General features: G+C 39.6%; 16 protein-coding genes and 3 pseudogenes. 18 read left to right on the top strand and 1 reads right to left on the bottom strand.

Annotation, left to right across the window (positions count from 1 at the left end):
- Positions 1–33: 33 nt before the first annotated feature.
- The 16 genes and pseudogenes from B7692_RS08405 to B7692_RS08325 all read left to right on the top strand — a co-directional run.
- Positions 34–573: pseudogene (locus B7692_RS08405) on the top strand (hypothetical protein); the annotation flags it as partial.
- Positions 574–637: 64 nt separating this feature from the next.
- Positions 638–1,321, top strand: a pseudogene (locus B7692_RS08400) (virulence protein); the annotation flags it as partial.
- Between the two features lie 347 nt (positions 1,322–1,668).
- Positions 1,669–2,268 carry a polymorphic toxin type 44 domain-containing protein gene (locus tag B7692_RS08395; RefSeq protein ID WP_084930429.1) on the top strand — a complete coding sequence of 200 codons (600 nt, stop codon included), beginning with the start codon at positions 1,669–1,671 and terminating at the stop codon, positions 2,266–2,268.
- Positions 2,265–2,762 (top strand): hypothetical protein, encoded by a 498-nt coding sequence (locus tag B7692_RS08390; protein WP_084930428.1) that lies wholly within the window; start codon positions 2,265–2,267, stop codon positions 2,760–2,762. Before B7692_RS08395 ends, B7692_RS08390 begins: the two co-directional genes overlap by 4 nt.
- A gap of 107 nt (positions 2,763–2,869) precedes the next feature.
- Positions 2,870–3,913, top strand: coding sequence for a D-alanine--D-alanine ligase (locus B7692_RS08385; protein ID WP_084930427.1), 1,044 nt, complete (start codon positions 2,870–2,872; stop codon positions 3,911–3,913).
- Positions 3,914–3,996: 83 nt separating this feature from the next.
- Complete coding sequence (locus B7692_RS08380) at positions 3,997–5,370, top strand: UDP-N-acetylmuramoyl-tripeptide--D-alanyl-D-alanine ligase (RefSeq protein ID WP_084930426.1); 1,374 nt, start codon at positions 3,997–3,999, stop codon at positions 5,368–5,370.
- Positions 5,371–5,464: 94 nt separating this feature from the next.
- The gene (locus B7692_RS08375; protein ID WP_084930425.1) at positions 5,465–6,169 is read left to right on the top strand and encodes a YwaF family protein; all 705 of its coding nucleotides are present in this window, start codon (positions 5,465–5,467) and stop codon (positions 6,167–6,169) included.
- 214 nt (positions 6,170–6,383) lie between these two features.
- Entirely contained in the window at positions 6,384–7,763 is a 1,380-nt protein-coding gene (gene ftsA, locus B7692_RS08370; RefSeq protein ID WP_004257776.1) for a cell division protein FtsA, read from the top strand.
- A gap of 17 nt (positions 7,764–7,780) precedes the next feature.
- Positions 7,781–9,037 (top strand): cell division protein FtsZ, encoded by a 1,257-nt coding sequence (ftsZ, locus tag B7692_RS08365; RefSeq protein WP_084930424.1) that lies wholly within the window; start codon positions 7,781–7,783, stop codon positions 9,035–9,037.
- Between the two features lie 4 nt (positions 9,038–9,041).
- Positions 9,042–9,713 carry a YggS family pyridoxal phosphate-dependent enzyme gene (locus tag B7692_RS08360; RefSeq protein ID WP_004261850.1) on the top strand — a complete coding sequence of 224 codons (672 nt, stop codon included), beginning with the start codon at positions 9,042–9,044 and terminating at the stop codon, positions 9,711–9,713.
- Positions 9,714–9,722: 9 nt separating this feature from the next.
- Positions 9,723–10,256 (top strand): cell division protein SepF, encoded by a 534-nt coding sequence (locus B7692_RS08355; protein WP_049502426.1) that lies wholly within the window; start codon positions 9,723–9,725, stop codon positions 10,254–10,256.
- On the top strand, positions 10,256–10,519 hold the full coding sequence (locus B7692_RS08350) for a YggT family protein (RefSeq protein ID WP_000576496.1): 264 nt from the start codon (positions 10,256–10,258) through the stop codon (positions 10,517–10,519). Before B7692_RS08355 ends, B7692_RS08350 begins: the two co-directional genes overlap by 1 nt.
- Complete coding sequence (locus tag B7692_RS08345; protein ID WP_084930423.1) at positions 10,516–11,301, top strand: YlmH family RNA-binding protein; 786 nt, start codon at positions 10,516–10,518, stop codon at positions 11,299–11,301. The genes B7692_RS08350 and B7692_RS08345 overlap by 4 nt, the downstream gene beginning before the upstream one ends.
- A gap of 8 nt (positions 11,302–11,309) precedes the next feature.
- The gene (locus B7692_RS08340; protein ID WP_025172902.1) at positions 11,310–12,185 is read left to right on the top strand and encodes a DivIVA domain-containing protein; all 876 of its coding nucleotides are present in this window, start codon (positions 11,310–11,312) and stop codon (positions 12,183–12,185) included.
- A gap of 252 nt (positions 12,186–12,437) precedes the next feature.
- Positions 12,438–15,230, top strand: a complete 2,793-nt coding sequence (gene ileS / locus B7692_RS08330) for an isoleucine--tRNA ligase (RefSeq protein WP_084930422.1) — start codon at positions 12,438–12,440, stop codon at positions 15,228–15,230.
- Between the two features lie 111 nt (positions 15,231–15,341).
- Positions 15,342–15,710, top strand: a complete 369-nt coding sequence (locus B7692_RS08325) for a hypothetical protein (protein WP_084930421.1) — start codon at positions 15,342–15,344, stop codon at positions 15,708–15,710.
- Positions 15,711–15,788: 78 nt separating this feature from the next.
- Here the strand turns inward: B7692_RS08325 and B7692_RS08320 are convergent.
- Positions 15,789–15,970: pseudogene (locus B7692_RS08320) on the bottom strand (transposase); the annotation flags it as partial.
- 532 nt (positions 15,971–16,502) lie between these two features.
- Between B7692_RS08320 and B7692_RS08315 the strand changes: the two are divergent.
- Together B7692_RS08315 and B7692_RS08310 are read left to right on the top strand one after the other, a co-directional pair.
- The gene (locus B7692_RS08315) at positions 16,503–22,664 is read left to right on the top strand and encodes a ZmpA/ZmpB/ZmpC family metallo-endopeptidase (RefSeq protein ID WP_084930420.1); all 6,162 of its coding nucleotides are present in this window, start codon (positions 16,503–16,505) and stop codon (positions 22,662–22,664) included.
- Between the two features lie 152 nt (positions 22,665–22,816).
- A complete protein-coding gene (locus B7692_RS08310; RefSeq protein ID WP_084930419.1) occupies positions 22,817–23,509 on the top strand; it encodes a phosphoglycerate mutase in 693 nt (230 codons plus the stop codon).
- The last annotated feature ends 118 nt before the right edge of the window (positions 23,510–23,627 follow it).

The following is a 23,627-nucleotide window of genomic DNA, read 5'->3' as shown; positions in this document are numbered from 1 at the left end:
ATTTGGTAAGGCACTTGGATTTGGGTGAAAAGGATGAAGAAATCAATTTTTAAAGCAAGTTTTGAGGAGAGTTTAAATTTATTAGATGATGGGTTTTTACAGTATCAGAAAAAAGATTATTATAATAAACTTGGGAAAGCCTTTAAGAAAGGGAAACCCTCTTTTTGGTTTGGTATTAAAACTTTTATTCTTAGTCTGTTATTTCCGATAGGTGCAAATTTCATGCTCCTTGCTGTTACCCTATCATTGCAAAATTCTGATCCTAAAGATTTAAGGTTACCAGTTTCTCAGTATCCTTTGCTAACAGTCGAGCTTTATTTAATTTGCTTGTTAATTTGGTTGTTATTGGTATTAATGGGAAAATTCTTTAAACGGACGTTTATTCTCCCTTATCGTTATCGATTTCATATTATAACTTTTATAATATGGTTTGTGTTTGAATTTAATCTGCTGGCAATAACTATGTCTTTACCTATATTATCAATATGGGGGAGCTTAGTACTTTTTGGGCTTCAAGTATTGTTGACTTATGTAATGTTAAGAACAGAGGTTAGAAGTTTGAAAAAACGAATGTAAAGGCTTGTCGCTCTTTCGATGAAGCCAGAGAAGAACTGATAGCGGAAAGGAATCGGCTACCATGGGAGTAAAATACAGCGCACAAGAATCCCAAGAATTGATTCAGGCCATGACTAACAACCTCCGAGTCGCAAATGAAGTCACAGACCGCTTATCTAGTGGATGTGATCACCTGATTTCCTCTTTAGACTCAGGTGAGTTGACAGGGGCAGCCTACACAGCTGGTAAAGGTCTCTTTATAGAGATTATCATCCCCAGCATTAAAAAGCTCCAAGCAGCGATAGATGATATCCAACTAGAGTTGACCTCCTACAAACATGCGGATGCTCAGGTCTCTGGATATGGTGATTTGGACCTAGACCAGCTTAAGGAATTGAAAAAGCTGAGGGAAGAGCAGTTAGCTATCGTAGAAGCTCATATTCAAGTGAGGGAGAGCTGGCTAAATCAAATTACAGACCTCTTTAGTCTCAATTGGGGGAAAGCCTTCTCTGAGAAGACCATCCTCTACAATACCAAGTTTCAAATCGAGTCGGGTATTCAGGATTTGGACGATAAGATTGAAAAACTAGAATTTTTTGTCTCACAGGTTTTCCAGTATTTCAGTGATAGTCTAGAAATCCTTGGCTTAGCCATCAAAGGAGCCACGCAACTGAGTAAAATTATTGTTGATAGCGATGGTAACTACTATGCGGACGGTGTGGATATGAACTGGGTACAGAAGATGAAGGATATGAAGATTGAGAGTGCAAAATATGATTCTTCTAAGAAAGCTAAGGATTTGCATAAAGAATACCAGAAAATCTTAGATAAGTTGGAAAATGGAAAAGAACTTAGCGATAAGGAGTTTCAAATTTTAGAATCTTATGTACATCACCATCCTCAAATACAATTTCCTCAAGTTGTAACAGAAAAATTGAAATCGGAGGCTACCAATAGAGCTAATCCAGAGAAACTTAAAGAAAAAGTTGAAATAATAAAAAAGAGCAACAAAGCTTCTATGGGAAAAGTAGACTTAATCGTCAAAGCTTATGAAGATTATTTTTTTATAATAACAGAGAAGTGTTTGAGGAGTATTGGAAGAAGAGAAAAAAGATGGGTGATGATTTGGGAAAAGAAAATCCAATAATCCAGGATAAGATGAATTATATAGAAAAAGAATTTTACAAATCGTTAACATCAAAAATTAATATAAAAGTAGTAACGCAAAATATGGGAAACGATGTATTAGATGTCAAAAAAATAGAGGATAAAAAGAAATACGACTTGATTCAAAAGGGAAGAAGTATATGGAAAAGCCCTGGTGATAATGGAAGAGTCAATAATTCGATTGCTATAGGAAATGAGATTGGAGACAATGGAACATTTATAGATTTGGTTAATTCTAATAAACCGCTAGACTTAAAAAACCGAACATACAGAGAAGATTATCCGTTCTCACTCTGGGGACGCCAGTCGAAACAAGGGATGAAGTCTGATTATTTGGGAAATTATCTCTTTGGCTATGTTGGTAAAGGTTACTTAGAATCGAGTGATGCATATTTGAAAGTTGGGGCAGGAGTGGCTCAGGGATGGTCAGATAAGAATCCTTTGAAATATTTAGAGAACATTATTAATGGAAATTATGGAGATAATCCAGGAGATGCTAAGATGATTCAAGACGGAATTAATGACTATAAGGAGAGCTACAAATGAACTTGAAGAGAAAATCAAATTGGAATTTAGGTTGTAGTTTAACACTTGTTGTAGTTTTAGCGGCTATTTTTTTCTTTAATCTATGGGCACAAAATCTTGGTAAGTATACTCTGCAACCAGGTCAAAGTGTTGAATTGAAAGTTTTTTCTAAAACAGAGCAGCGGGAGTATAATTCGGAATTGATTTTTTTAAAAAAAGATGAGGCTAAATTAAAATTATCTGGCCGAAAAGGATGGGGGATGAAAGGAAGTAACACGGTTTATAATGTTGAGAAGCAGTCAATAACTGAGATTATTATCTCTAAAGATGGAACAGAGCACAGAGACTTACCAAATGATAAGAGTAAAAGTATCTATTTAGAAAGTGATGGAATAGTGCTTCAAGGGGAAATAAAGGAAGTATTTGGGGTGACGGAAGAAGACCCCTACACTATCACCATCACCAATGTAGACGACAAGCCAGCACACTTTGAAGCTCAAGTGGTGGATAGGTAAAATTCTATCTCTTATTAAACATGGGCTTTTTTAGATACAAGTTTCAAAAAAGAAGCAAATATGATATACTAAAGAACGAGTATTCTATTAGAATTGGAACAAATAATATGAAACAAACGATTATTCTTTTATACGGTGGACGTAGTGCAGAGCGTGAAGTCTCTGTTCTTTCAGCTGAAAGTGTCATGCGTGCGGTCAACTACGACCGTTTCACAGTCAAGACTTTCTTCATCAGCCAGTCAGGTGACTTTATTAAAACGCAAGAATTTAGCCAGACTCCAGGTCAAGAGGATCGTCTTATGACCAATGAAACCATTGATTGGGATAAGCAAGTTGCACCAAGTGCCATCTACGAAGAAGGGGCAGTGGTCTTTCCGGTTCTTCATGGTCCGATGGGAGAAGATGGCTCAGTTCAAGGATTCTTGGAAGTTTTGAAAATGCCTTATGTTGGTTGTAACATCTTGTCATCTAGTCTTGCCATGGATAAAATCACGACCAAGCGTGTCTTAGAATCTGTCGGGATTGCCCAAGTTCCTTATGTGGCCATCGTTGAAGGCGATGATGTGACTGCTAAAATTGCCGAAGTTGAAGAAAAATTGTCTTATCCAGTTTTCACAAAACCATCAAACATGGGTTCTAGTGTCGGTATTTCTAAATCTGAAAACCAAGAGGAACTCCGTCAAGCTTTGAAACTTGCCTTCCAATATGACAGCCGTGTCTTGGTTGAGCAAGGGGTAAATGCCCGTGAAATCGAGGTTGGTCTCTTGGGCAACTACGATGTCAAAAGCACGCTTCCAGGGGAAGTAGTCAAGGATGTTGCCTTTTATGACTACGATGCCAAGTATATTGACAACAAGATTACTATGGACATCCCAGCCAAAATCAGTGATGATGTGGTATCTGTCATGCGTCAAAATGCAGAAACTGCCTTCCGTGCCATTGGTGGGCTCGGTCTATCTCGTTGCGATTTCTTCTATACAGATAAGGGAGAGATTTTCCTCAACGAGCTCAATACCATGCCAGGTTTCACCCAGTGGTCTATGTACCCACTACTTTGGGACAATATGGGAATCAGCTATCCAGACTTAATCGAGCGATTGGTTGACCTTGCCAAGGAAAGTTTTGACAAGCGCGAAGCGCATTTGCTATAAAATGAAAGAGGGGGTAGAAGCCAGAACCATCACTGCAAGGTGACTAGAGTTCTCGAGCTTCGACCCTTTTTAAAGGAGTAGAAATGAAATTAACAATCCATGAAGTGGCCCAAGTTGTAGGAGCTAAAAATGATATCAGTATCTTTGAGGACACCCACCTAGAAAAAGCTGAGTTTGACAGTCGTCTGATTGCGACAGGAGATTTATTTGTCCCCCTCAAAGGTGCGCGTGACGGTCACGACTTTATCGAAACATCATTTGAAAAGGGCGCTGCTGTAACCCTGTCTGAGAAAGAAATCGCAAACCATCCCTATATTCTAGTAGATGATGTGCTTACTGCTTTTCAAACTCTAGCATCTTACTATCTTGAAAAAATGGCTGTTGATGTCTTTGCTGTTACAGGTTCAAATGGCAAGACAACGACCAAAGATATGTTAGCGCACTTGTTATCAACAACCTATAAAACATACAAAACACAAGGCAACTACAATAACGAGATTGGCCTTCCCTACACAGTTCTCCACATGCCTGAAGGAACAGAAAAGTTGGTCTTGGAGATGGGGCAGGATCACTTGGGAGATATTCATCTCTTGTCTGAATTGGCTCGTCCCAAAACAGCCATCGTGACCTTGGTTGGCGAAGCCCATTTGGCCTTTTTCAAAGACCGTTCTGAGATTGCTAAAGGAAAAATGCAAATTGCAGACGGGATGGCACCTGGTTCCTTGCTTTTAGCGCCAGCTGACACTATTGTAGAGGACTATCTACCTACTGAGCAAAAAGTCGTTCGTTTCGGACCAGGTGCAGAACTTGAAATTACTGACTTGATTGAACGTAAGGATAGCTTAACTTTCAAGGCTAATTTCTTGGAGCAGGCTCTTGACTTACCAGTGACTGGTAAGTACAATGCGACCAATGCCATGATTGCGTCCTATGTTGCCCTACAAGAAGGAGTTTCAAAGGAGCAAATCCGTTTGGCTTTCCAAAATCTTGAATTGACGCGTAACCGTACCGAGTGGAAGAAAGCAGCCAATGGAGCAGATATCTTATCAGATGTTTACAATGCCAATCCAACTGCTATGAAGCTGATTTTGGAGACTTTCTCTGCCATTCCAGCCAATGAAGGTGGCAAGAAAATTGCTGTCTTGGCGGATATGAAGGAGCTTGGTGACCAGTCTATTCAACTTCATAACCAGATGATTTTGAGCCTCTCGCCTGATGTGCTTGATACCGTTATTTTCTATGGAGAAGACATTGCTGAATTAGCCCAATTGGCTAGTCAAATGTTCCCAATCGGCCACGTTTACTACTTCAAGAAAACAGAAGACCAAGACCAATTTGAAGACCTAGTCAAGCAGGTCAAAGAAAGCCTTGGAGTCAATGACCAAATCCTACTCAAAGGCTCTAACTCTATGAATCTAGCCAAGTTGGTAGAAAGTTTAGAAAATGAAGCCAAGTGATTTTGTCAAACATTTACGTATTTCTAAATCCATTTTTGACAAATAGCATGGTATAATAAAATGCAGGAAAATTTTGAATCATGAGGAAGACTAGATGAATTTATGGGATATTTTCTTTACGACCCAAGCAACAGAACCACCTAAATTTGACCTTTTTTGGTATGTTAGCCTATTTACGCTTTTAGCTTTGACCTTTTATACAGCCTATCGTTATCGTGAAAAGAAGGTTTGCCAACGATTTTTCCAAATCTTGCAGGCCGTTCAGCTGATCCTCCTTTATGGTTGGTACTGGGTCAATCATATGCCCCTGTCAGAAAGCTTACCTTTTTACCATTGTCGTATGGCTATGTTTGTGGTGCTTTTGCTTCCTGGTCAGTCCAAATATCGGCAGTATTTTGCATTACTAGGAACATTTGGGACATTAGCGGCCTTTGTTTATCCAGTTCCAGATGCCTATCCTTTCCCACATATTGCGATTTTATCCTTTATCTTTGGCCACTTAGCACTCTTGGGGAACTCTCTAGTTTATCTATTGAGACAGTATAATGCGCGATTGCTGGATGTGAAGGGAATTTTTCTCATGACCTTTGCACTAAATGCCTTGATTTTTGTGGTTAATTTAGTAACAGGTGGAGATTACGGATTCTTGACAAAACCGCCATTGGTTGGAGATCACGGCTTAGTAGCTAATTATTTGATTGTTTCTATAGCCTTGTCTGCTGCAATAACTTTGACTAAGAAAATCTTAGAACAATTTTTAGAACAAGAAGCAGAAAAAATGATTGCAAAGAAAGCTTGATTTTAAGCTTTCTTTTTTTCATAAATCTGATTTTTTATAACTTGTTTGGAAAATACAAAAATATGATGAGCGAATGTGAAAAAATGGTAAGTAAATTTAGGAAAAACTAAGCACGATTGGATTTTTTGTGTTATAATATTCTGTGAATAGCTATGCCCTATTTTAGCTATATTGAATAGAAGTTTGAAACTTGGAAGAGAGAGGATGCGATGTAATGGCTAGAGATGGTTTTTTTACAGGCTTAGATATCGGAACTAATTCGATTAAAGTATTGGTTGCCGAGCATAGAAATGGTGAACTAAACGTAATTGGTGTAAGTAATGCCAAGAGTAAAGGTGTAAAGGATGGGATTATCGTTGATATTGAAGCAGCAGCAACTGCTATCAAGTCAGCTATTTCCCAAGCAGAAGAGAAAGCTGGCATTTCAATCAAATCAGTGAATGTTGGTTTGCCTGGAAATCTTTTGCAGGTAGAACCAACTCAAGGTATGATTCCAGTTACATCTGATACAAAAGAAATTACAGATCAAGATGTTGAAAATGTTGTTAAATCAGCCTTGACAAAGAGTATGACACCAGATCGTGAAGTCATTACTTTTATTCCAGAAGAATTTATCGTAGATGGTTTCCAAGGCATTCGTGACCCACGTGGTATGATGGGGGTTCGTCTTGAAATGCGTGGTTTGCTTTACACAGGTCCACGTACTATTCTTCACAATTTACGCAAGACAGTTGAGCGCTCAGGTGTTCAAGTTGAAAATATTATTATTTCACCATTGGCTTTGGTTCGTTCAGTCTTGAACGAAGGAGAGCGTGAATTTGGAGCTACTGTGATTGATATGGGAGCAGGTCAAACAACTGTTGCTACAATCCGTAACCAAGAACTCCAGTTTACAAATATTCTTCAAGAAGGTGGAGATTATGTCACAAAAGATATCTCTAAGGTCTTGAAGACTTCACAGAAATTAGCTGAAGGATTGAAATTAAACTATGGTGAAGCCTACCCTTCACTTGCAAGCAATGAAACCTTCCAAGTTGAAGTAATTGGTGAAGTAGAGCCTGTAGAAGTTACAGAAAGCTACCTAGCAGAGATTATTTCAGCCCGCATTAAGCACATTTTTGAACAAATCAAACAAGAGTTGGAAAGAAGACATTTGTTGGATCTTCCAGGTGGGATTGTTCTGATTGGTGGAAATGCTATTTTACCAGGTGTTGTAGAACTTGCACAGGAAGTCTTTGGCGTTGGTGTCAAACTTTACGTTCCAAATCAAGTTGGAATCCGTAATCCTGCCTTCGCTCATGTGATTAGCTTGTCTGAATTTGCTGGTCAATTGACTGAGGTGCATTTATTAGCACAAAGAGCAGTCAAGGGTGAAGATACTTTGCGTCACCAACCAATTAATTTTGGTGGGATGATTCAACGCGTTACGCAAGTAGCACAACCTACTCCTATTCAACCAGTTCAAAATACTGAGGTAGAGCAATCAGCTTCTACGAACGTAGTTGCTCCGAAAGAAGATAAAGTATCTTCTCAAAATAAACCAAAAATCGCAGATCGTTTCCGTGGCTTAATCGGAAGCATGTTTGATGAATAAAAGAGGAAAAATAAACTATGACATTTTCATTTGATACAGCAGCAGCTCAAGGTGCAGTTATTAAAGTAATCGGTGTTGGTGGAGGTGGCGGTAACGCCATTAACCGCATGGTTGACGAAGGTGTTGCAGGCGTAGAATTTATCGCAGCAAACACAGATGTACAAGCTTTGAGTAGTACTAAAGCAGAGACAGTAATTCAATTGGGTCCTAAATTGACTCGTGGTTTGGGTGCTGGAGGTCAACCTGAAGTTGGTCGTAAAGCTGCTGAAGAAAGCGAAGAAACATTGACAGCTGCTATCAGTGGAGCGGATATGGTCTTCATTACTGCTGGTATGGGAGGTGGATCAGGTACTGGTGCGGCTCCTGTTATTGCTCGTATTGCTAAAGATTTGGGTGCTCTTACAGTTGGTGTTGTGACACGTCCTTTCGGTTTTGAGGGAAGCAAACGTGGTCAATTTGCTGTTGAAGGAATCAACCAACTTCGTGAACATGTGGATACCCTATTGATTATTTCAAACAACAACTTGCTTGAAATTGTTGATAAGAAAACTCCACTTCTTGAAGCTCTTAGCGAAGCAGATAACGTACTTCGCCAAGGTGTTCAAGGGATTACGGATTTGATTACAAACCCTGGTTTGATTAACCTTGACTTTGCCGATGTGAAAACAGTTATGGCAAATAAAGGGAACGCCTTGATGGGTATCGGTATCGGTAGTGGAGAAGAACGTGTGGTAGAAGCAGCTCGTAAGGCAATCTACTCACCACTTCTTGAAACAACTATTGACGGTGCTGAAGATGTTATCGTTAACGTTACTGGTGGTCTTGATTTGACCTTGATTGAAGCTGAAGAAGCATCAGAAATCGTCAATCAAGCAGCTGGTCAAGGAGTGAACATCTGGTTGGGAACATCTATTGATGAAAGCATGCGTGATGAAATTCGCGTAACAGTTGTTGCAACTGGTGTTCGTCAAGATCGTGTTGAAAAAGTTGTTGGACATGCACCAAAACAAGCAGTTCGTCATGAGCAAGTAAGCCCAAGTCATGCACGTAACCATGATCGTCATTATGACATGGCTGAAACTGCAGAAATTCCAAGTCCAGCACCTCGTCGCACAGAACCTTCTCAAACTTCAGCATTTGGTGATTGGGACTTGCGTCGTGAGACAATTGTCCGTCCAACTGATTCAGTTGTATCACCAGTTGAACGTTTCGAAGCACCATCTTTACACGATGAGGATGAATTAGACACTCCTCCATTTTTCAAAAATCGTTAAGTAAATGAATTTGAAAGAAAATACAGAACGTGTTTTTCAACAAATAAAAGATGCAAGTCAGCAGTCAGGAAGAGAAGCTAATTCTGTTTCGGTTGTTGCTGTTACAAAATATGTAGACGTACCGACAGCGGAGGCTTTGCTTCCGCTAGGTGTGCATCATATTGGTGAAAATCGTGTGGATAAATTTCTTGAGAAATATGAAGCTTTAAAAGATAGAAATATTACCTGGCATTTGATTGGAACCTTGCAAAGACGCAAGGTCAAAGATGTCATTCAGTATGTTGATTATTTCCACGCTTTGGATTCATTAAAGCTAGCAGAGGAAATTCAAAAAAGAAGTGACCGAGTTGTTAAGTGTTTCTTACAAGTAAATATCTCAAGGGAAGAGAGCAAACATGGTTTTTCAAGGGAAGAACTATTAGAGCTCTTGCCAGAATTGGCCACCTTAGATAAAATTGAATATGTCGGCTTGATGACCATGGCTCCTTTTGAAGCTAGTAGTGATGAGTTGAAAGAAATTTTTAAAGCTACTCAGGATTTGCAACTAGAAATTAGAGAAAAACAAATTCCCAATATGCCAATGACGGACTTGAGTATGGGTATGAGTCGTGACTACAAGGAAGCGATTGAATTTGGCTCAACATTTGTCAGAATTGGTACAGCATTTTTTAAATAGGAAAGAAATATGTCTTTAAAAGATAGATTTGATAAATTTATAGATTATTTTACAGAAGATGGAGAAGATGTTGGTACTGCATATCAGCCTAAAGCTGAAGAGCCGATTGTGACTCCAGTCCCTTCTGTTCAAGAGTTGCCTCAACAAGCTGCTAGCACGCCATCTAAAGATAAAAACATCACTCGTCTTCATGCCCGTCAACAAGAGTTGGCTATGCAAAGTCAACGTTCTACTGATAAGGTGACAATTGATGTTCGTTATCCACGTAAATACGAAGATGCCACAGATATTGTTGATTTATTAGCTGGTAACGAAAGTATTTTGATTGATTTCCAATATATGACAGAAGTTCAAGCACGTCGTTGTTTGGATTATCTGGATGGGGCGCGCCACGTTTTAGCTGGTAACATGAAAAAGGTAGCATCTACTATGTACCTGCTGACACCAGTTGATGTTGTCGTCAATATTGAAGACATCAAAATTCCAGATGAATCACAAAATGGTGAATTTGGCTTTGATATGAAACGTACGAGAGTGAGATAATGATCTTTCTCATTCGTTTTGTTCAAAATGCAGTGGATATCTATTCACTGATTTTAATCGTGTTTGCTCTGATGTCTTGGTTTCCTAATGCTTATGAATCACGTCTTGGACGCTTGATTATTAGTTTAGTGAAACCGATAGTAGCTCCCTTGCAACGTTTACCTCTCCAGATTGCAGGTCTTGACTTGTCTGTCTGGATTGCGGTATTACTAGTTCACTTCCTAGGGGAACAGTTGATTCGACTTTTAGTGATCTTTCTATGAACAAGATGATTTATCAACACTTTTCTAAGAATGATTCGTCTTTTATTGATAAGGGAGTAGAATGGATAAAAAAGGTAGAAGATTCTTATTCTCCTTTTTTAACACCTTTTGTAAATCCCCATCAAGAAAAGATTTTAAAGGTGCTAGCATCAACCAACAGCATCTCCTACATGAGCAGTCGGCAGTTTCTTGAAACTGAATATGTACGGGTACTCCTGTATCCTGATTATTTTGAGCCAGAATTCTCTGATTTTGAACTTTCCTTGCAAGAAATTGTCTATCCTAATAAGTTTGAACGCCTAACGCATGCAAAAATATTAGGTACTGTTTTAAACAAGCTCGGAATTGATAGGAAGCTATTTGGTGATATCTTAGTCAACGAAGAGAGGGCACAGATTATCATTAATCGACAGTTTATGCTCCTTTTTCAAGACGGCATTACGAAAATTGCTCGTTTACCGGTTCGTCTAGAAGAACGGCATTTTACTGAGAGAATTGCTACAGTAGAAGATTATCAAGAATTAGATATTTGTATTGCTAGTTCTAGATTAGATGTTTTTCTAGCAGGTGTATTAAAACTGTCTAGAAATCAGGTAAGTCAGTTAATTGAAAAACAGGCAGTCCAAGTGAATTACCATTTAGTTGAAAAATCAGATTATGCAGTTCAAGTTGGTGATTTGATTAGTGTTAGGAAATTTGGTCGATTGAAACTCGTTAGAGATAATGGGCAAACAAAAAAAGATAAAAAGAAATTAACGGTCCAATTGTTATTAAGTAAGTGAGGAAAAATATGCCAATTACATCGTTAGAAATCAAAGATAAAACCTTTAGCACACGCTTTAGAGGGTTCGATCAAGAAGAAGTAGATGAATTTTTAGATATTGTAGTCCGTGATTATGAAGATTTGGTTCGCTCTAATCATGATAAGGATTTACATATTAAGAGTTTGGAAGAGCGTTTGTCTTACTTTGATGAGATGAAAGATTCATTGAGCCAGTCTGTATTGATTGCACAAGATACAGCTGAGCGAGTAAAACAAGCTGCAACTGAACGTTCAAACAATATCATTCACCAAGCAGAGCAGGATGCACAACGTTTGTTGGAAGAAGCTAAATACAAGGCGAATGAAATTCTTCGTCAAGCAACTGATAATGCCAAGAAAGTTGCTGTTGAAACAGAAGAATTGAAGAACAAGAGCCGTGTCTTCCACCAACGTCTCAAATCTACAATTGAGAGCCAGTTAGCAATTGTTGAATCTTCAGATTGGGAAGATATTCTTCGTCCAACAGCTACTTATCTTCAGACAAGTGATGAGGCTTTCAAAGAAGTGGTCAGCGAAGTCTTAGGTGATTCTGTCTTGCAACAACATCCAGAGGAAGAACCAATTGATATTACTCGCCAGTTTTCTCCCGAGGAAATGGCAGAGTTGCAAGCGCGTATCGAAGCGGCTAATAAGGAACTTGCAGAAGCCGAAGCAAGAGCTGAACAAGAACAAGTGGTTTCACCAGCTCCGGTTGTTGAAGAAAGTCCAGCTCATCCAGTTGGTCCAATGTATGAGGAGCCAGAAGTAGCTCCAAGCCATTACTCAGGTCCAACACCAGCTACTGAAGCTGTAAACTCAGAACCAGGTTTTGCGGCACCGCAAGAATCTGTTACAATTTTATAAGAAATAATCTGAGAACAATATCTTATCCTTATATTTCCAGCGAGCAGGAGATGGTGTGAGTCCTGTAATCCCTAATGATAAGATTATCCTCTCAAAAACTCAAGTCTGAAGCTAGTAAGATTTGACGTTCCCCACGTTACGGGATAAGAGGGAGAAAGACTAAATCTTTTTCCGAATAAAGGTGGTACCACGATTTTCGTCCTTTTTGGCAGTCGTGGTTTTTAATTTGTTATTATTTATAAAGGAGATACCATGAAACTCAAAGATACCCTTAACCTTGGGAAAACAGCTTTCCCAATGCGTGCAGGACTTCCTACCAAAGAGCCAGTTTGGCAAAAGGAGTGGGAAGATGCAAAGCTTTATCAACGTCGTCAAGAATTGAACCAAGGAAAACCTCATTTCACCTTGCATGATGGCCCTCCATACGCGAACGGAAATATTCACGTTGGACACGCTATGAACAAAATTTCAAAAGATATCATTGTTCGTTCAAAATCAATGTCAGGTTTTTACGCACCATTTATCCCAGGTTGGGACACTCATGGTCTGCCAATCGAGCAAGTTTTGGCAAAACAAGGTGTCAAACGTAAAGAAATGGACTTGGTTGAGTACTTGAAACTTTGCCGTGAATACGCTCTTTCTCAAGTAGATAAACAACGCGAAGACTTCAAACGTTTGGGTGTTTCTGGTGACTGGGAAAATCCATATGTGACTTTGACTCCTGACTATGAAGCAGCTCAAATCCGTGTATTTGGTGAGATGGCTAATAAAGGTTATATCTACCGTGGTGCAAAACCAGTTTACTGGTCTTGGTCATCTGAGTCAGCCCTTGCTGAAGCGGAGATTGAATACCATGATTTGGTTTCAACTTCCCTTTACTATGCCAACAAGGTAAAAGATGGCAAAGGTGTTCTAGATACAGATACTTATATCGTAGTCTGGACAACAACTCCATTTACCATCACAGCTTCTCGTGGTCTGACTGTTGGTGCAGATATTGATTACGTTTTGGTTCAACCTGCTGGTGAAGATCGCAAGTTTGTGGTTGCTGCAGAATTGTTGGCTAGCTTGTCTGAGAAGTTTGGTTGGGGTGATGTTCAAGTTTTGGCAACTTACCGTGGTCAAGAATTGAACTACATCGTAACAGAACACCCATGGGATACAGCTGTAGATGAGTTGGTTATCCTTGGTGATCACGTTACCACTGACTCTGGTACTGGTATTGTCCATACAGCCCCTGGTTTTGGTGAGGACGACTACAATGTTGGTATTGCTAATGGTCTTGAAGTCGCAGTGACTGTTGACGAACGTGGTATCATGATGAAGAATGCTGGTCCTGAGTTTGAAGGTCAATTCTATGATAAGGTTGTCCCAACTGTTATTGAAAAACTTGGTAACCTCCTTCTTGCCCAAGAAGAAATCTCTCACTCATACCCATTTGACTGGCGTACTAAGAAACCAATTATCTGGCGTGCAGTACCACAATGGTTTGCCTCAGTTTCTAAATTCCGCCAAGAAATCTTGGATGAAATTGAAAAAGTGAAATTCCACTCAGAATGGGGTAAAGTTCGTCTTTACAATATGATTCGTGACCGTGGCGACTGGGTTATCTCTCGTCAACGTGCTTGGGGTGTTCCGCTTCCAATTTTCTACGCTGAAGATGGTACAGCGATCATGACTGCTGAAACGATTGAACATGTGGCTCAACTCTTTGAGGAACATGGTTCAAGCATTTGGTGGGAACGTGATGCCAAAGACCTTTTACCAGAAGGATTTACTCATCCAGGTTCACCAAACGGCGAGTTCAAAAAAGAAACTGATATCATGGACGTTTGGTTTGACTCAGGTTCATCATGGAATGGAGTGGTAGTAAACCGTCCTGAGTTGACTTACCCAGCAGACCTTTACCTAGAAGGTTCTGACCAGTACCGTGGTTGGTTCAACTCTTCACTCATCACATCTGTTGCCAACCATGGTGTAGCACCTTACAAACAAATTCTGTCACAAGGATTTGCCCTTGACGGTAAAGGTGAGAAGATGTCTAAATCTCTTGGAAATACCATTGCTCCAAGCGATGTTGAAAAACAATTTGGTGCTGAAATCTTGCGTCTTTGGGTAACAAGTGTTGACTCAAGTAACGACGTTCGTATCTCTATGGATATCTTGAGCCAAGTCTCTGAAACTTACCGTAAGATCCGTAATACCCTTCGTTTCTTGATTGCCAATACATCTGACTTTAACCCAGCTCAAGATGCAGTAGCTTATGATGAGCTTCGTTCAGTTGATAAGTACATGACGATTCGCTTTAACCAGCTTGTCAAGACCATTCGTGATGCCTATGAGGACTTTGAATTCTTGACAATCTACAAGGCCTTGGTGAACTTTATCAACGTTGATTTGTCAGCCTTCTACCTTGATTTTGCTAAAGATGTTGTTTACATCGAAGGTGCCAAATCATTGGAACGCCGTCAAATGCAAACTGTTTTCTATGACATTCTTGTGAAAATCACCAAACTCTTGACACCAATCCTTCCTCACACTGCGGAAGAAATCTGGTCATATCTTGAGTTTGAAGCTGAAGACTTCGTTCAATTATCAGAATTGCCAGAAGCAGAAACTTTTGCTAACCAAGAAGAAATCTTGGATACATGGGCAGCCTTTATGGACTTCCGTGGACAAGCTCAAAAAGCCTTGGAAGAAGCCCGTAATGCTAAAGTTATTGGTAAATCGCTTGAAGCACACTTGACAGTTTATCCAAACGAAGTTGTGAAAACTCTACTCGAAGCAGTAAACAGCAATGTAGCTCAACTTTTGATTGTGTCAGACTTGACCATCGCAGAAGGACCAGCTCCAGAAGCTGCCGTTAGCTTCGAAGATGTATCCTTCACAGTTGAACGCGCTGCAGGTGAAGTATGTGACCGTTGCCGTCGTATCGACCCAACAACAGCAGAACGTAGCTACCACGCAGTTATCTGTGACCACTGTGCAAGCATCGTAGAAGAAAACTTTGCGGAAGCAGTCGCAGAAGGATTTGAAGAGAAATAATCGAATTATAGATTAAAAAAGTTTTCTGTGTGTGTATTTTAGTTTGACATAAAAGAAAATATTAAACAAAATTAATGTATAATATTAATTTTTAATGAAAAGGAAATATTGATGAAAAAGAAAACACTTGCTCAATTAGATGGTATCATTGGTTTAGTTACAGGAACTATTCTAACCATTTTGCCAATTATTATAATTATGATTGCCTCTATATTTGATGATGAAGAAGTTGTTGGTGTCATCTTAGGAATTATTTTTATTATTTTTAGTTTAGTAAAAATTGGAATTTTAATTCTAGGTATTCTCTCACTAATATACTATAAAGATGATAATAGAATTTCTATTGCACCCTCAGTCTTATTAATTATTGGCTCTGCACTTGCATTGGTTCCATTATTAGGATGGATCGGGGGAATCGTCATTATTGTTGGTGCTTCATTATTTTTAGGAAGCCTCAAAAAATTTAAAGTTGAACTATAAATAGAGTTTTTGTCAACTAGAGTAAATGGAGAAACTCTAAGATTGGTTCTTTGTCAGCAGTAGTGGATTAAAGAAAAGCTAAGATAGAGAAAGGACAAAATTCGTCCTTTCTTTTTTGATGTCCAGAGCGATAAAAATCGTTTTTTGAAGTTTTCAAAGTTCTGAAAAACAAAGGCATTTCGTTTGATAAGTTTGATGAGATTATTGGTCGCTTCTGATTTGGCGTTAGAATAGGGTAATTGAAGGGCGTTGACGATTTTTCAATGATTTCATGATTGATGAAAGTTACTATTTTAGTTTTAAGAATTGTGGCTATTGTGTATTTCAAGGACGATGAGCGTGTGCCTCCTGCACCGTCTGTATTGTTTATCGTAGGTAGTTCTGTTGGATTGATCCCATTCGTGGACTAGATAGGAGAAATTATGACAATTATTGGCAATTCTTATACTTTGAAATTTTGAAAAAATTCGAAATTGAAGAATCATATCTTTCGAACTGAGGTGGAATGAATTGAATTTTTGTTAGAAATACTTATTACAGTATGAAGGCGGTTAGCCTTATTTTTTGTTACCAATTGACGGAAAATTTTACAGGATAAATAAACTATTTCATTCGTAAAATCTAAAGCATTTATTTGAGACAAGGAGCTCTTTTTATAGTATAATGATGGTTGTAGATTGAATATATCAAAATATATATAGAAGTATTTTTGTTTCTTGTAAGTCTATCATAGTGAGGAAGCAAAATGCTTCTTCTATTTTGAAATGGATAAAATAATAGAGAGGATATAGCATGAAAAAGTTTTTTGGAGAGAAGCAACATCGTTTTTCCTTACGAAAATTAGCAATTGGTCTTGTATCAGCTTCGATTTCAAGCTTATTTTTTGTGTCCATTGCTAGCAGTGGGACCGTATTTGCTCAAGAAAATGTATCTATTCACTATAAATATGTGACAGATACAGAGTTAAGTAAGCAAGAGAAGGACTTGATTGTAAAGGATATTCCTAAAGTGGCTGAAGATAGTGAGAGTACCTATTATCTGGTCTATCGTATGGAAGATAAATCTCAACTAGGTCAGTTGCCTAATACTGGTGAGCACAGTAATCTGGTTACCGTCCTTTCGGGTGGAGTCCTCGCTTCGATTGGACTCCTTATTTTTGCTGTTTCGATAAAGAAAGGCAAGAAGAAAGCACTGTTGAAGGTTGTTTTGATAACAGGCATGGGGAGCGGTTTGGTTTCTTCGGTTCAGGCTATTGAAAATCAACTCTTGCTCCAATATAATCAAGAATATCAATTATCCCAAGGAGATAGTCTGCCTTTGCCACGCACCCTATCAGGTTATACTTACCTAGGCTATATTAAGCAAGACAAAGAGATTAATCAGCAAGAAACTGCTACTAGGGATCAGAAACTAGAAGATACGGTTCAACCTCATTTTCAGACCAAGAATGATGGACAAAAGTTAGGAGATGAGCAGAAAGCTCAGTCTCCAACAAGCCCTGCTGAGAAGCCAATCCCTTCTCAAGATTCATCCAATCCAAAACCGTCTGGTATTGCTAGTGTGGATCCTCAGGATGAAGTCTTGGCTGGTCGAGTGAACAAACCAGAGCTCCTATACAAAGACCAAGAGATTGTAACCAAACTAGACTTTTCAGAAGTGGTTCAAGAAAATTCAGATCTAACAGAGGGAACCATTCGTGTCAAACAAGAAGGTCGTGCTGGGAAGAAGATTGAACTTGTTCGCATTTTCACTGTTGAAAACCAAGAAATTTTCCGAGAAGTTCTCTCGACTAAGGTAGAAGAAGCCTTACCACGTATAGTAGAAAAAGGGACTAAGAAGGCAGTTGTACCGAGTGAAATACCCCATTCTGCAAGAAAAGGTGAGCCTGAGACCCATGCTTCCTTACCAGAATATAAAGGTGAGCAATCTGGAGCTGTTGTAGCCCCAGAGACAGCTGAAAAACCAGAATATACTGGCACACAATCTGGAGCAATAGTCAAAGCAGAGAAAATTTCTCCGCTACCTGAATATCAGGGAACGCAATCCGGTGCTATTGTGGAACCTGAGACTCAGCCTTCTTTGCCAGAATATAAAGGCGAGCAATCTGGAGCTGTTGTAGCCCCAGAGACAGCTGAAAAACTAGCCTATACAGGCACCCAAGCAGGAGCGATTGTTGAACCCGAGCAAGTCGCTCCATCACCTGAGTATCAGGGAACCCAAGCTGGTGCTATCATCGAACCGGAAAAAGTTGATCCAGAGGTTGGGGGTGTCCAGTCAGGGGCTTTGGTGGAACCAGAAACGACTGACAAACCAGCCTATACAGGCGAACAGTCTGGAGCAATCGTAGATCCTGAACAGGTGCCACCAACACCAGAGTATACAGGAACTCAAGCGGGAGCTGTTGTAGCCCCTGAGACGGCCGAAAAACCAGAATATACTGGCATTCAATCTGGAGCAATTGTCGAACCAGAAACGGCTGAGAATCCATCCTATACAGGCATCCAGTCCGGAGCGGTTGTTGAACCAGAGCAAGTAGCTCCGCTACCTGAATATCAGGGAACTCAAGCTGGTGCGATTGTTGAACCAGAGACCCATGCTTCCTTACCAGAATATAAAGATGAGCAATCAGGAGCTGTTGTAGCCCCTGAGACGGCCGAAAAACCAGAATATACTGGCACCCAATCTGGAGCCATCGTCGAACCAGAACAGGTACCATCGAAACCATCTTATACAGGTACCCAGTCCGGAGCGGTTGTTGAACCAGAGCAAGTAGCTCCACAACCAGAGTACAAGGGAACTCAAGCTGGTGCCATCGTCGAACCGGAGACTCAGCCTTCCTTGCCAGAATATAAAGGTGAGCAATCGGGAGCTGTTGTAGCCCCTGAGACAAATGAAAAACCAGAATATACCGGCATTCAATCTGGAGCAATAGTCGAACCAGAACAGGTACCATCGAAACCATCTTATACAGGTACCCAATCCGGAGCGATTGTTGAACCCGAACAAATTGCCCCTCTTCCAGAATATACTGGCAATATTGAGCAAGAAAAACCAGAAAATCCGGCTGAAAAACCAAAAGAAAAAGATCCAGAAAAAACAATCGAATTAAGAAATGTTTCTGATCTGGAGTTGTATAGTCAGATCAATGGTACTTACAAACAACATGTTTCTTTAGACAGTGTTCCAAGTAATCCAGACACTTACTTTGTTAAGGTCAAATCGTCGTCATTCAAAGATGTCTATCTACCTGTCGCTTCAATAACTGCAGAAATAAAAAATGGACAATCAGTTTATAAAATCATAGCCAAAGCTGAGAAACTCCAGCAAGAGCTAGAAAATAAATATGTCGATAATTTCACCTTCTATCTCGCAAAAAAGGCCACAGAAGAAACAACAACCTTCACTTCCTTTAGCAACCTGGTTAAAGCAATCAACAAGAATCTCTCTGGAACCTATCATTTAGCGGCTAGCTTGAATGCCAACGAAGTGGAGTTGGGACCTGATGACAGATCTTACATCAAGGGCACCTTTACTGGTCAGTTGATTGGTGAAAAAGATGGTAAGCAGTATGCTATTTACAATTTGAAAAAGCCACTGTTTGCCACATTGAGAGGGGCTAGAGTAGAAAAATTGAGTCTGAAAAATGTCTCTATTTCAGGTAAAGATGATATCGGTTCACTGGCCAATGAAGCTACGGATAACACAAAGATTAAGCAAGTTCATGTCGATGGTGTTCTGGCTGGGGAACGTGGTATCGGTGGTTTGTTGGCTAAGGCAGACCAATCAAGCATCACAGAGAGCAGTTTTAAGGGAAGAATTGTTAATACTTACGAAACGACTGCGGCATACAATATTGGTGGTTTGGTCGGTCATTTGACAGGAGGCAGAGCTTCACTGACTAAGTCAAAAGCGACAGTAGCCATTTCCTCCAACACGAATAGTTCAGATCAGACTGTTGGTGGGCTAGCAGGTCTAGTAGATCAAGATGCGCATATACAGGATAGCTATGCTGAAGGTGATATCAACAATGTCAAGCACTTTGGTAGAGTTGCAGGTGTGGCTGGATATTTGTGGGATCGAAAGACGAATGAGGAACAGCATGCAGGAAGATTGACCAATGTACTAAGTGATGTCAATGTAACCAACGGGAATGCTATTACCGGTTACCACTATAATGAAATGAAGGTGGCTAATATATTCAGCAACAAAGCTAATAGAGTCTACAATGTCACCTTGGTCAGGGAAGAAGTCGTCAGCAAGGAATCATTTGTAGAAAGAGGAACAATTTTAGATGCTTCTGAAATGACTAATAAAAAAGCAGAAATCACTCCTCTCACTCCTCCAACAGTGGAGCCTCTTTCAACAAGTGGTAGTAAAGAAAGTGATTTTTCTAAGGTGAAGCATTATCAAGCTCAGCGCGCCTTGGCTTATAAAAATATTGAAAAATTGCTACCTTTCTACAACAAGGCAACCATCGTCAAATACGGAAACCTAGTTAACGAGAACAGTCTTTTATATCAAAAAGAACTCTTGTCAGCAGTCATGATGAAGGATGACCAAGTCATCACAGATATTATTTCCAACAAACAGACTGCAAACAAACTCTTGCTCCATTACCAGGATCATTCCTCTGAAACATTCCAGCTCAAGTACCAGACTGATTTTGCTAAGTTAGCAGAATATAGTCTAGGAGATACGGGGCTTCTCTATACGCCAAACCAATTCTTGTATAATCAAGAAACGATTATCCAGCAAGTCTTACCAGAATTGAAGAAGGTAAATTATCATTCAGACGCTATTAGAAACACACTTGCTATTTCACCAAAAGTGAAGCAAACCGAGCTCTATTTAGAAGAACAGTTTACTAAAACGAAGGAACATCTAGAAGAAAGTCTGAGAAAACTCTTGTCAGCGGATGCTGGTCTAGTGGAAAACAATCAAGTAATGACAGGTTACATCGTAGATAAAATCAAGCGCAACAAGGAAGCCTTGCTTCTTGGTATGAGCTATTTAGAGCGTTGGTATAACTTTAGCTATGGTCAGGTTAATATTAAAGACTTGGTCTTGTATCACCTTGATTTCTTTGGCAAAGGAAATGCATCTCCGTTAGATACTTTGATTGAGTTAGGGAAATCAGGATTTAATAATCTGCTTGCTAAGAACAACGTTGATACTTATGGTATCAGTCTTGCCAGCCATCATGGAACGACAGATTTGTTTAGCACGCTAGAAAATTACCGAAAAGTCTTTTTACCAAACACTAGCAACAATGACTGGTTTAAAAAACAGACCAAAGCTTTCATTGTCGAAGAAAAATCCACTATTGCAGAGGTCAAAGCTAAGCAAGAGCAAGCAGGGACTAAGTATTCTATCGGTGTTTATGACCGAATTACTAGTAGTATTTGGAAATACCGCAATATGGTCTTGCCTCTCCTTACTTTGCCAGAAAGATCTGTATTTGTCATCTCAACCTTGTCTAGTCTAGGATTTGGCGCTTACGATCGCTACCGCAACAGTGACTATAAAGCTGGAGATGAACTCAATAAGTTTGTTGAAGATAATGCGCGTGAAACCGCCAAGCGTCAGCGAGATCACTATGATTATTGGTATCGTATTTTGGATGAACAGTCACGTGAAAAACTCTATCGTACGATCCTGCTTTATGATGCCTATAAATTTGGTGATGATCATACTGAAGGAAAGGCTTCAACAATCGCAGACTTTGAGAATTCAAATCCTGCAATGCAACAATTCTTTGGACCAGTTGGTAACAAGGTGGTTCATAATCATCACGGTGCATACGCAACAGGAGATGGTGTCTATTATATGTCTTACCGTATGTTGGATAAGGATGGCGCTATTACGTATACCCATGAGATGACCCATGATTCAGATCAGGATATCTATCTTGGTGGCTATGGTAGAAGAAGTGGTCTTGGTCCTGAGTTCTTTGCTAAAGGCTTATTACAAGCGCCAGATCATCCAAATGATGCGACCATTACCATTAACTCAATCTTGAAACATTCAAAATCAGATAGCATGGAAGGATCCCGTCTACAAGTCTTAGATCCGACGGAACGATTCAAAGATGCAGCCGATCTCCAGAAATATGCTCATAACATGTTTGACCTCATCTATCTGTTGGAATATCTTGAAGGGCAATCTATTGTTAAGAAACTGAATGTTTCCCAGAAAATGGAAGCTCTCAGAAAAATTGAGAACAAGTATGTGAAAGATCCAGTAGATGGAAATGAGGTTTATGCCACTAACGTAGTCAAAGAATTGACAGAAGAAGAGGCAAAGAGACTAACCAACTTTGATAGTTTGATTGACAATAATATTCTTTCGGCTCGTGAGTATCAGGCTGGTACTTATGAGAGAAATGGCTATTTTACGATTAAACTCTTTGCACCAATCTTTTCAGCATTGAGCAGTGAGAAAGGAACTCCTGGAGATCTTATGGGACGCCGGATAGCTTATGAACTCTTAGCTGCTAAAGGATATAAAGATGGTATGGTTCCATATATTTCCAACCAATATGAAGAAATTGCTAAACAAAATGGTCAGACAATCAATCTCTACGGTAAAAAGCAAGGATTAGTGACAGATAAACTTGTTTTAGAAAAGCTATTTGGTGGTCAGTATTCATCTTGGGCAGCCTTTAAAAAAGCTATGTATCAAGAACGCGTTGCTCAGTTTGATCATTTGAATAAAGTTACTTTTAAAGATCCGACGCAATCATGGATGAGCAATGCCACGAAAACCATTCAAAGAGTAAATGAGTTGCAAGAACTGATGGACCAAGCTGTTTTACAGGATGCGGAAGGTACGCGTTGGAGTGACTATAACCCAGAAACTGACAGTGCCGTCCATAAACTTAAGAGAGCAGTCTTTAAAGCCTACCTAGACCAAACAAATGATTTTAGAACCTCTATTTTTGCAAATAAAAAGTAATGAATTATAGAAGTTCCTAATCAGGATGAGAGGACTTTACTTCCTGACTGTCAGAACTTGTCGATTTTAACTAGCTTTTTTGTGAAAAATTGTGTAAAATAGAATAGATAAACGAGGGAAAACCTCGGAAAATTTAAAGGAGAATCCATCTAATGGTAAAATTGGTTTTTGCTCGCCACGGTGAGTCTGAATGGAACAAAGCTAACCTTTTCACTGGTTGGGCTGATGTTGATTTGTCTGAAAAAGGTACACAACAAGCGATTGACGCTGGTAAATTGATCAAAGAAGCTGGTATCGAATTTGACCAAGCTTACACTTCAGTATTGAAACGTGCGATCAAAACAACTAACTTGGCTCTTGAAGCTTCTGACCAATTGTGGGTTCCAGTTGAAAAATCATGGCGTTTGAACGAACGTCACTACGGTGGTTTGACTGGTAAAAACAAAGCTGAAGCTGCTGAACAATTTGGTGATGAGCAAGTTCACATCTGGCGTCGTTCATACGATGTATTGCCTCCAAACATGGATCGTGATGATGAGCACTCAGCTCACACAGACCGTCGTTATGCTTCACTTGATGACTCAGTAATCCCAGATGCTGAAAACTTGAAAGTGACTTTGGAACGTGCCCTTCCATTCTGGGAAGATAAAATCGCTCCAGCTCTTAAAGGTGGTAAAAACGTATTCGTAGGAGCTCACGGTAACTCAATCCGTGCCCTTGTAAAACACATCAAAGGTTTGTCAGATGACGAAATCATGGACGTGGAAATCCCTAACTTCCCACCATTGGTATTCGAATTCGACGAAAAATTGAACGTAGTTTCTGAATACTACCTTGGAAAATAATTTGTAAAAAGAAAGCCTAGGAATGTACTGCACCCCAAAAGTTAGACAGAAAAAATCTAACTTTTGGGGTGTTTTATTATGAAATTGAGTTATGATGATAAAGTTCAGATCTATGAAC

The organism is Streptococcus mitis, assembly GCF_002096925.1.
In the GTDB taxonomy this organism is placed as follows: domain Bacteria; phylum Bacillota; class Bacilli; order Lactobacillales; family Streptococcaceae; genus Streptococcus; species Streptococcus mitis_AF.
This window is presented reverse-complemented; position numbering and strand designations above follow the sequence as displayed.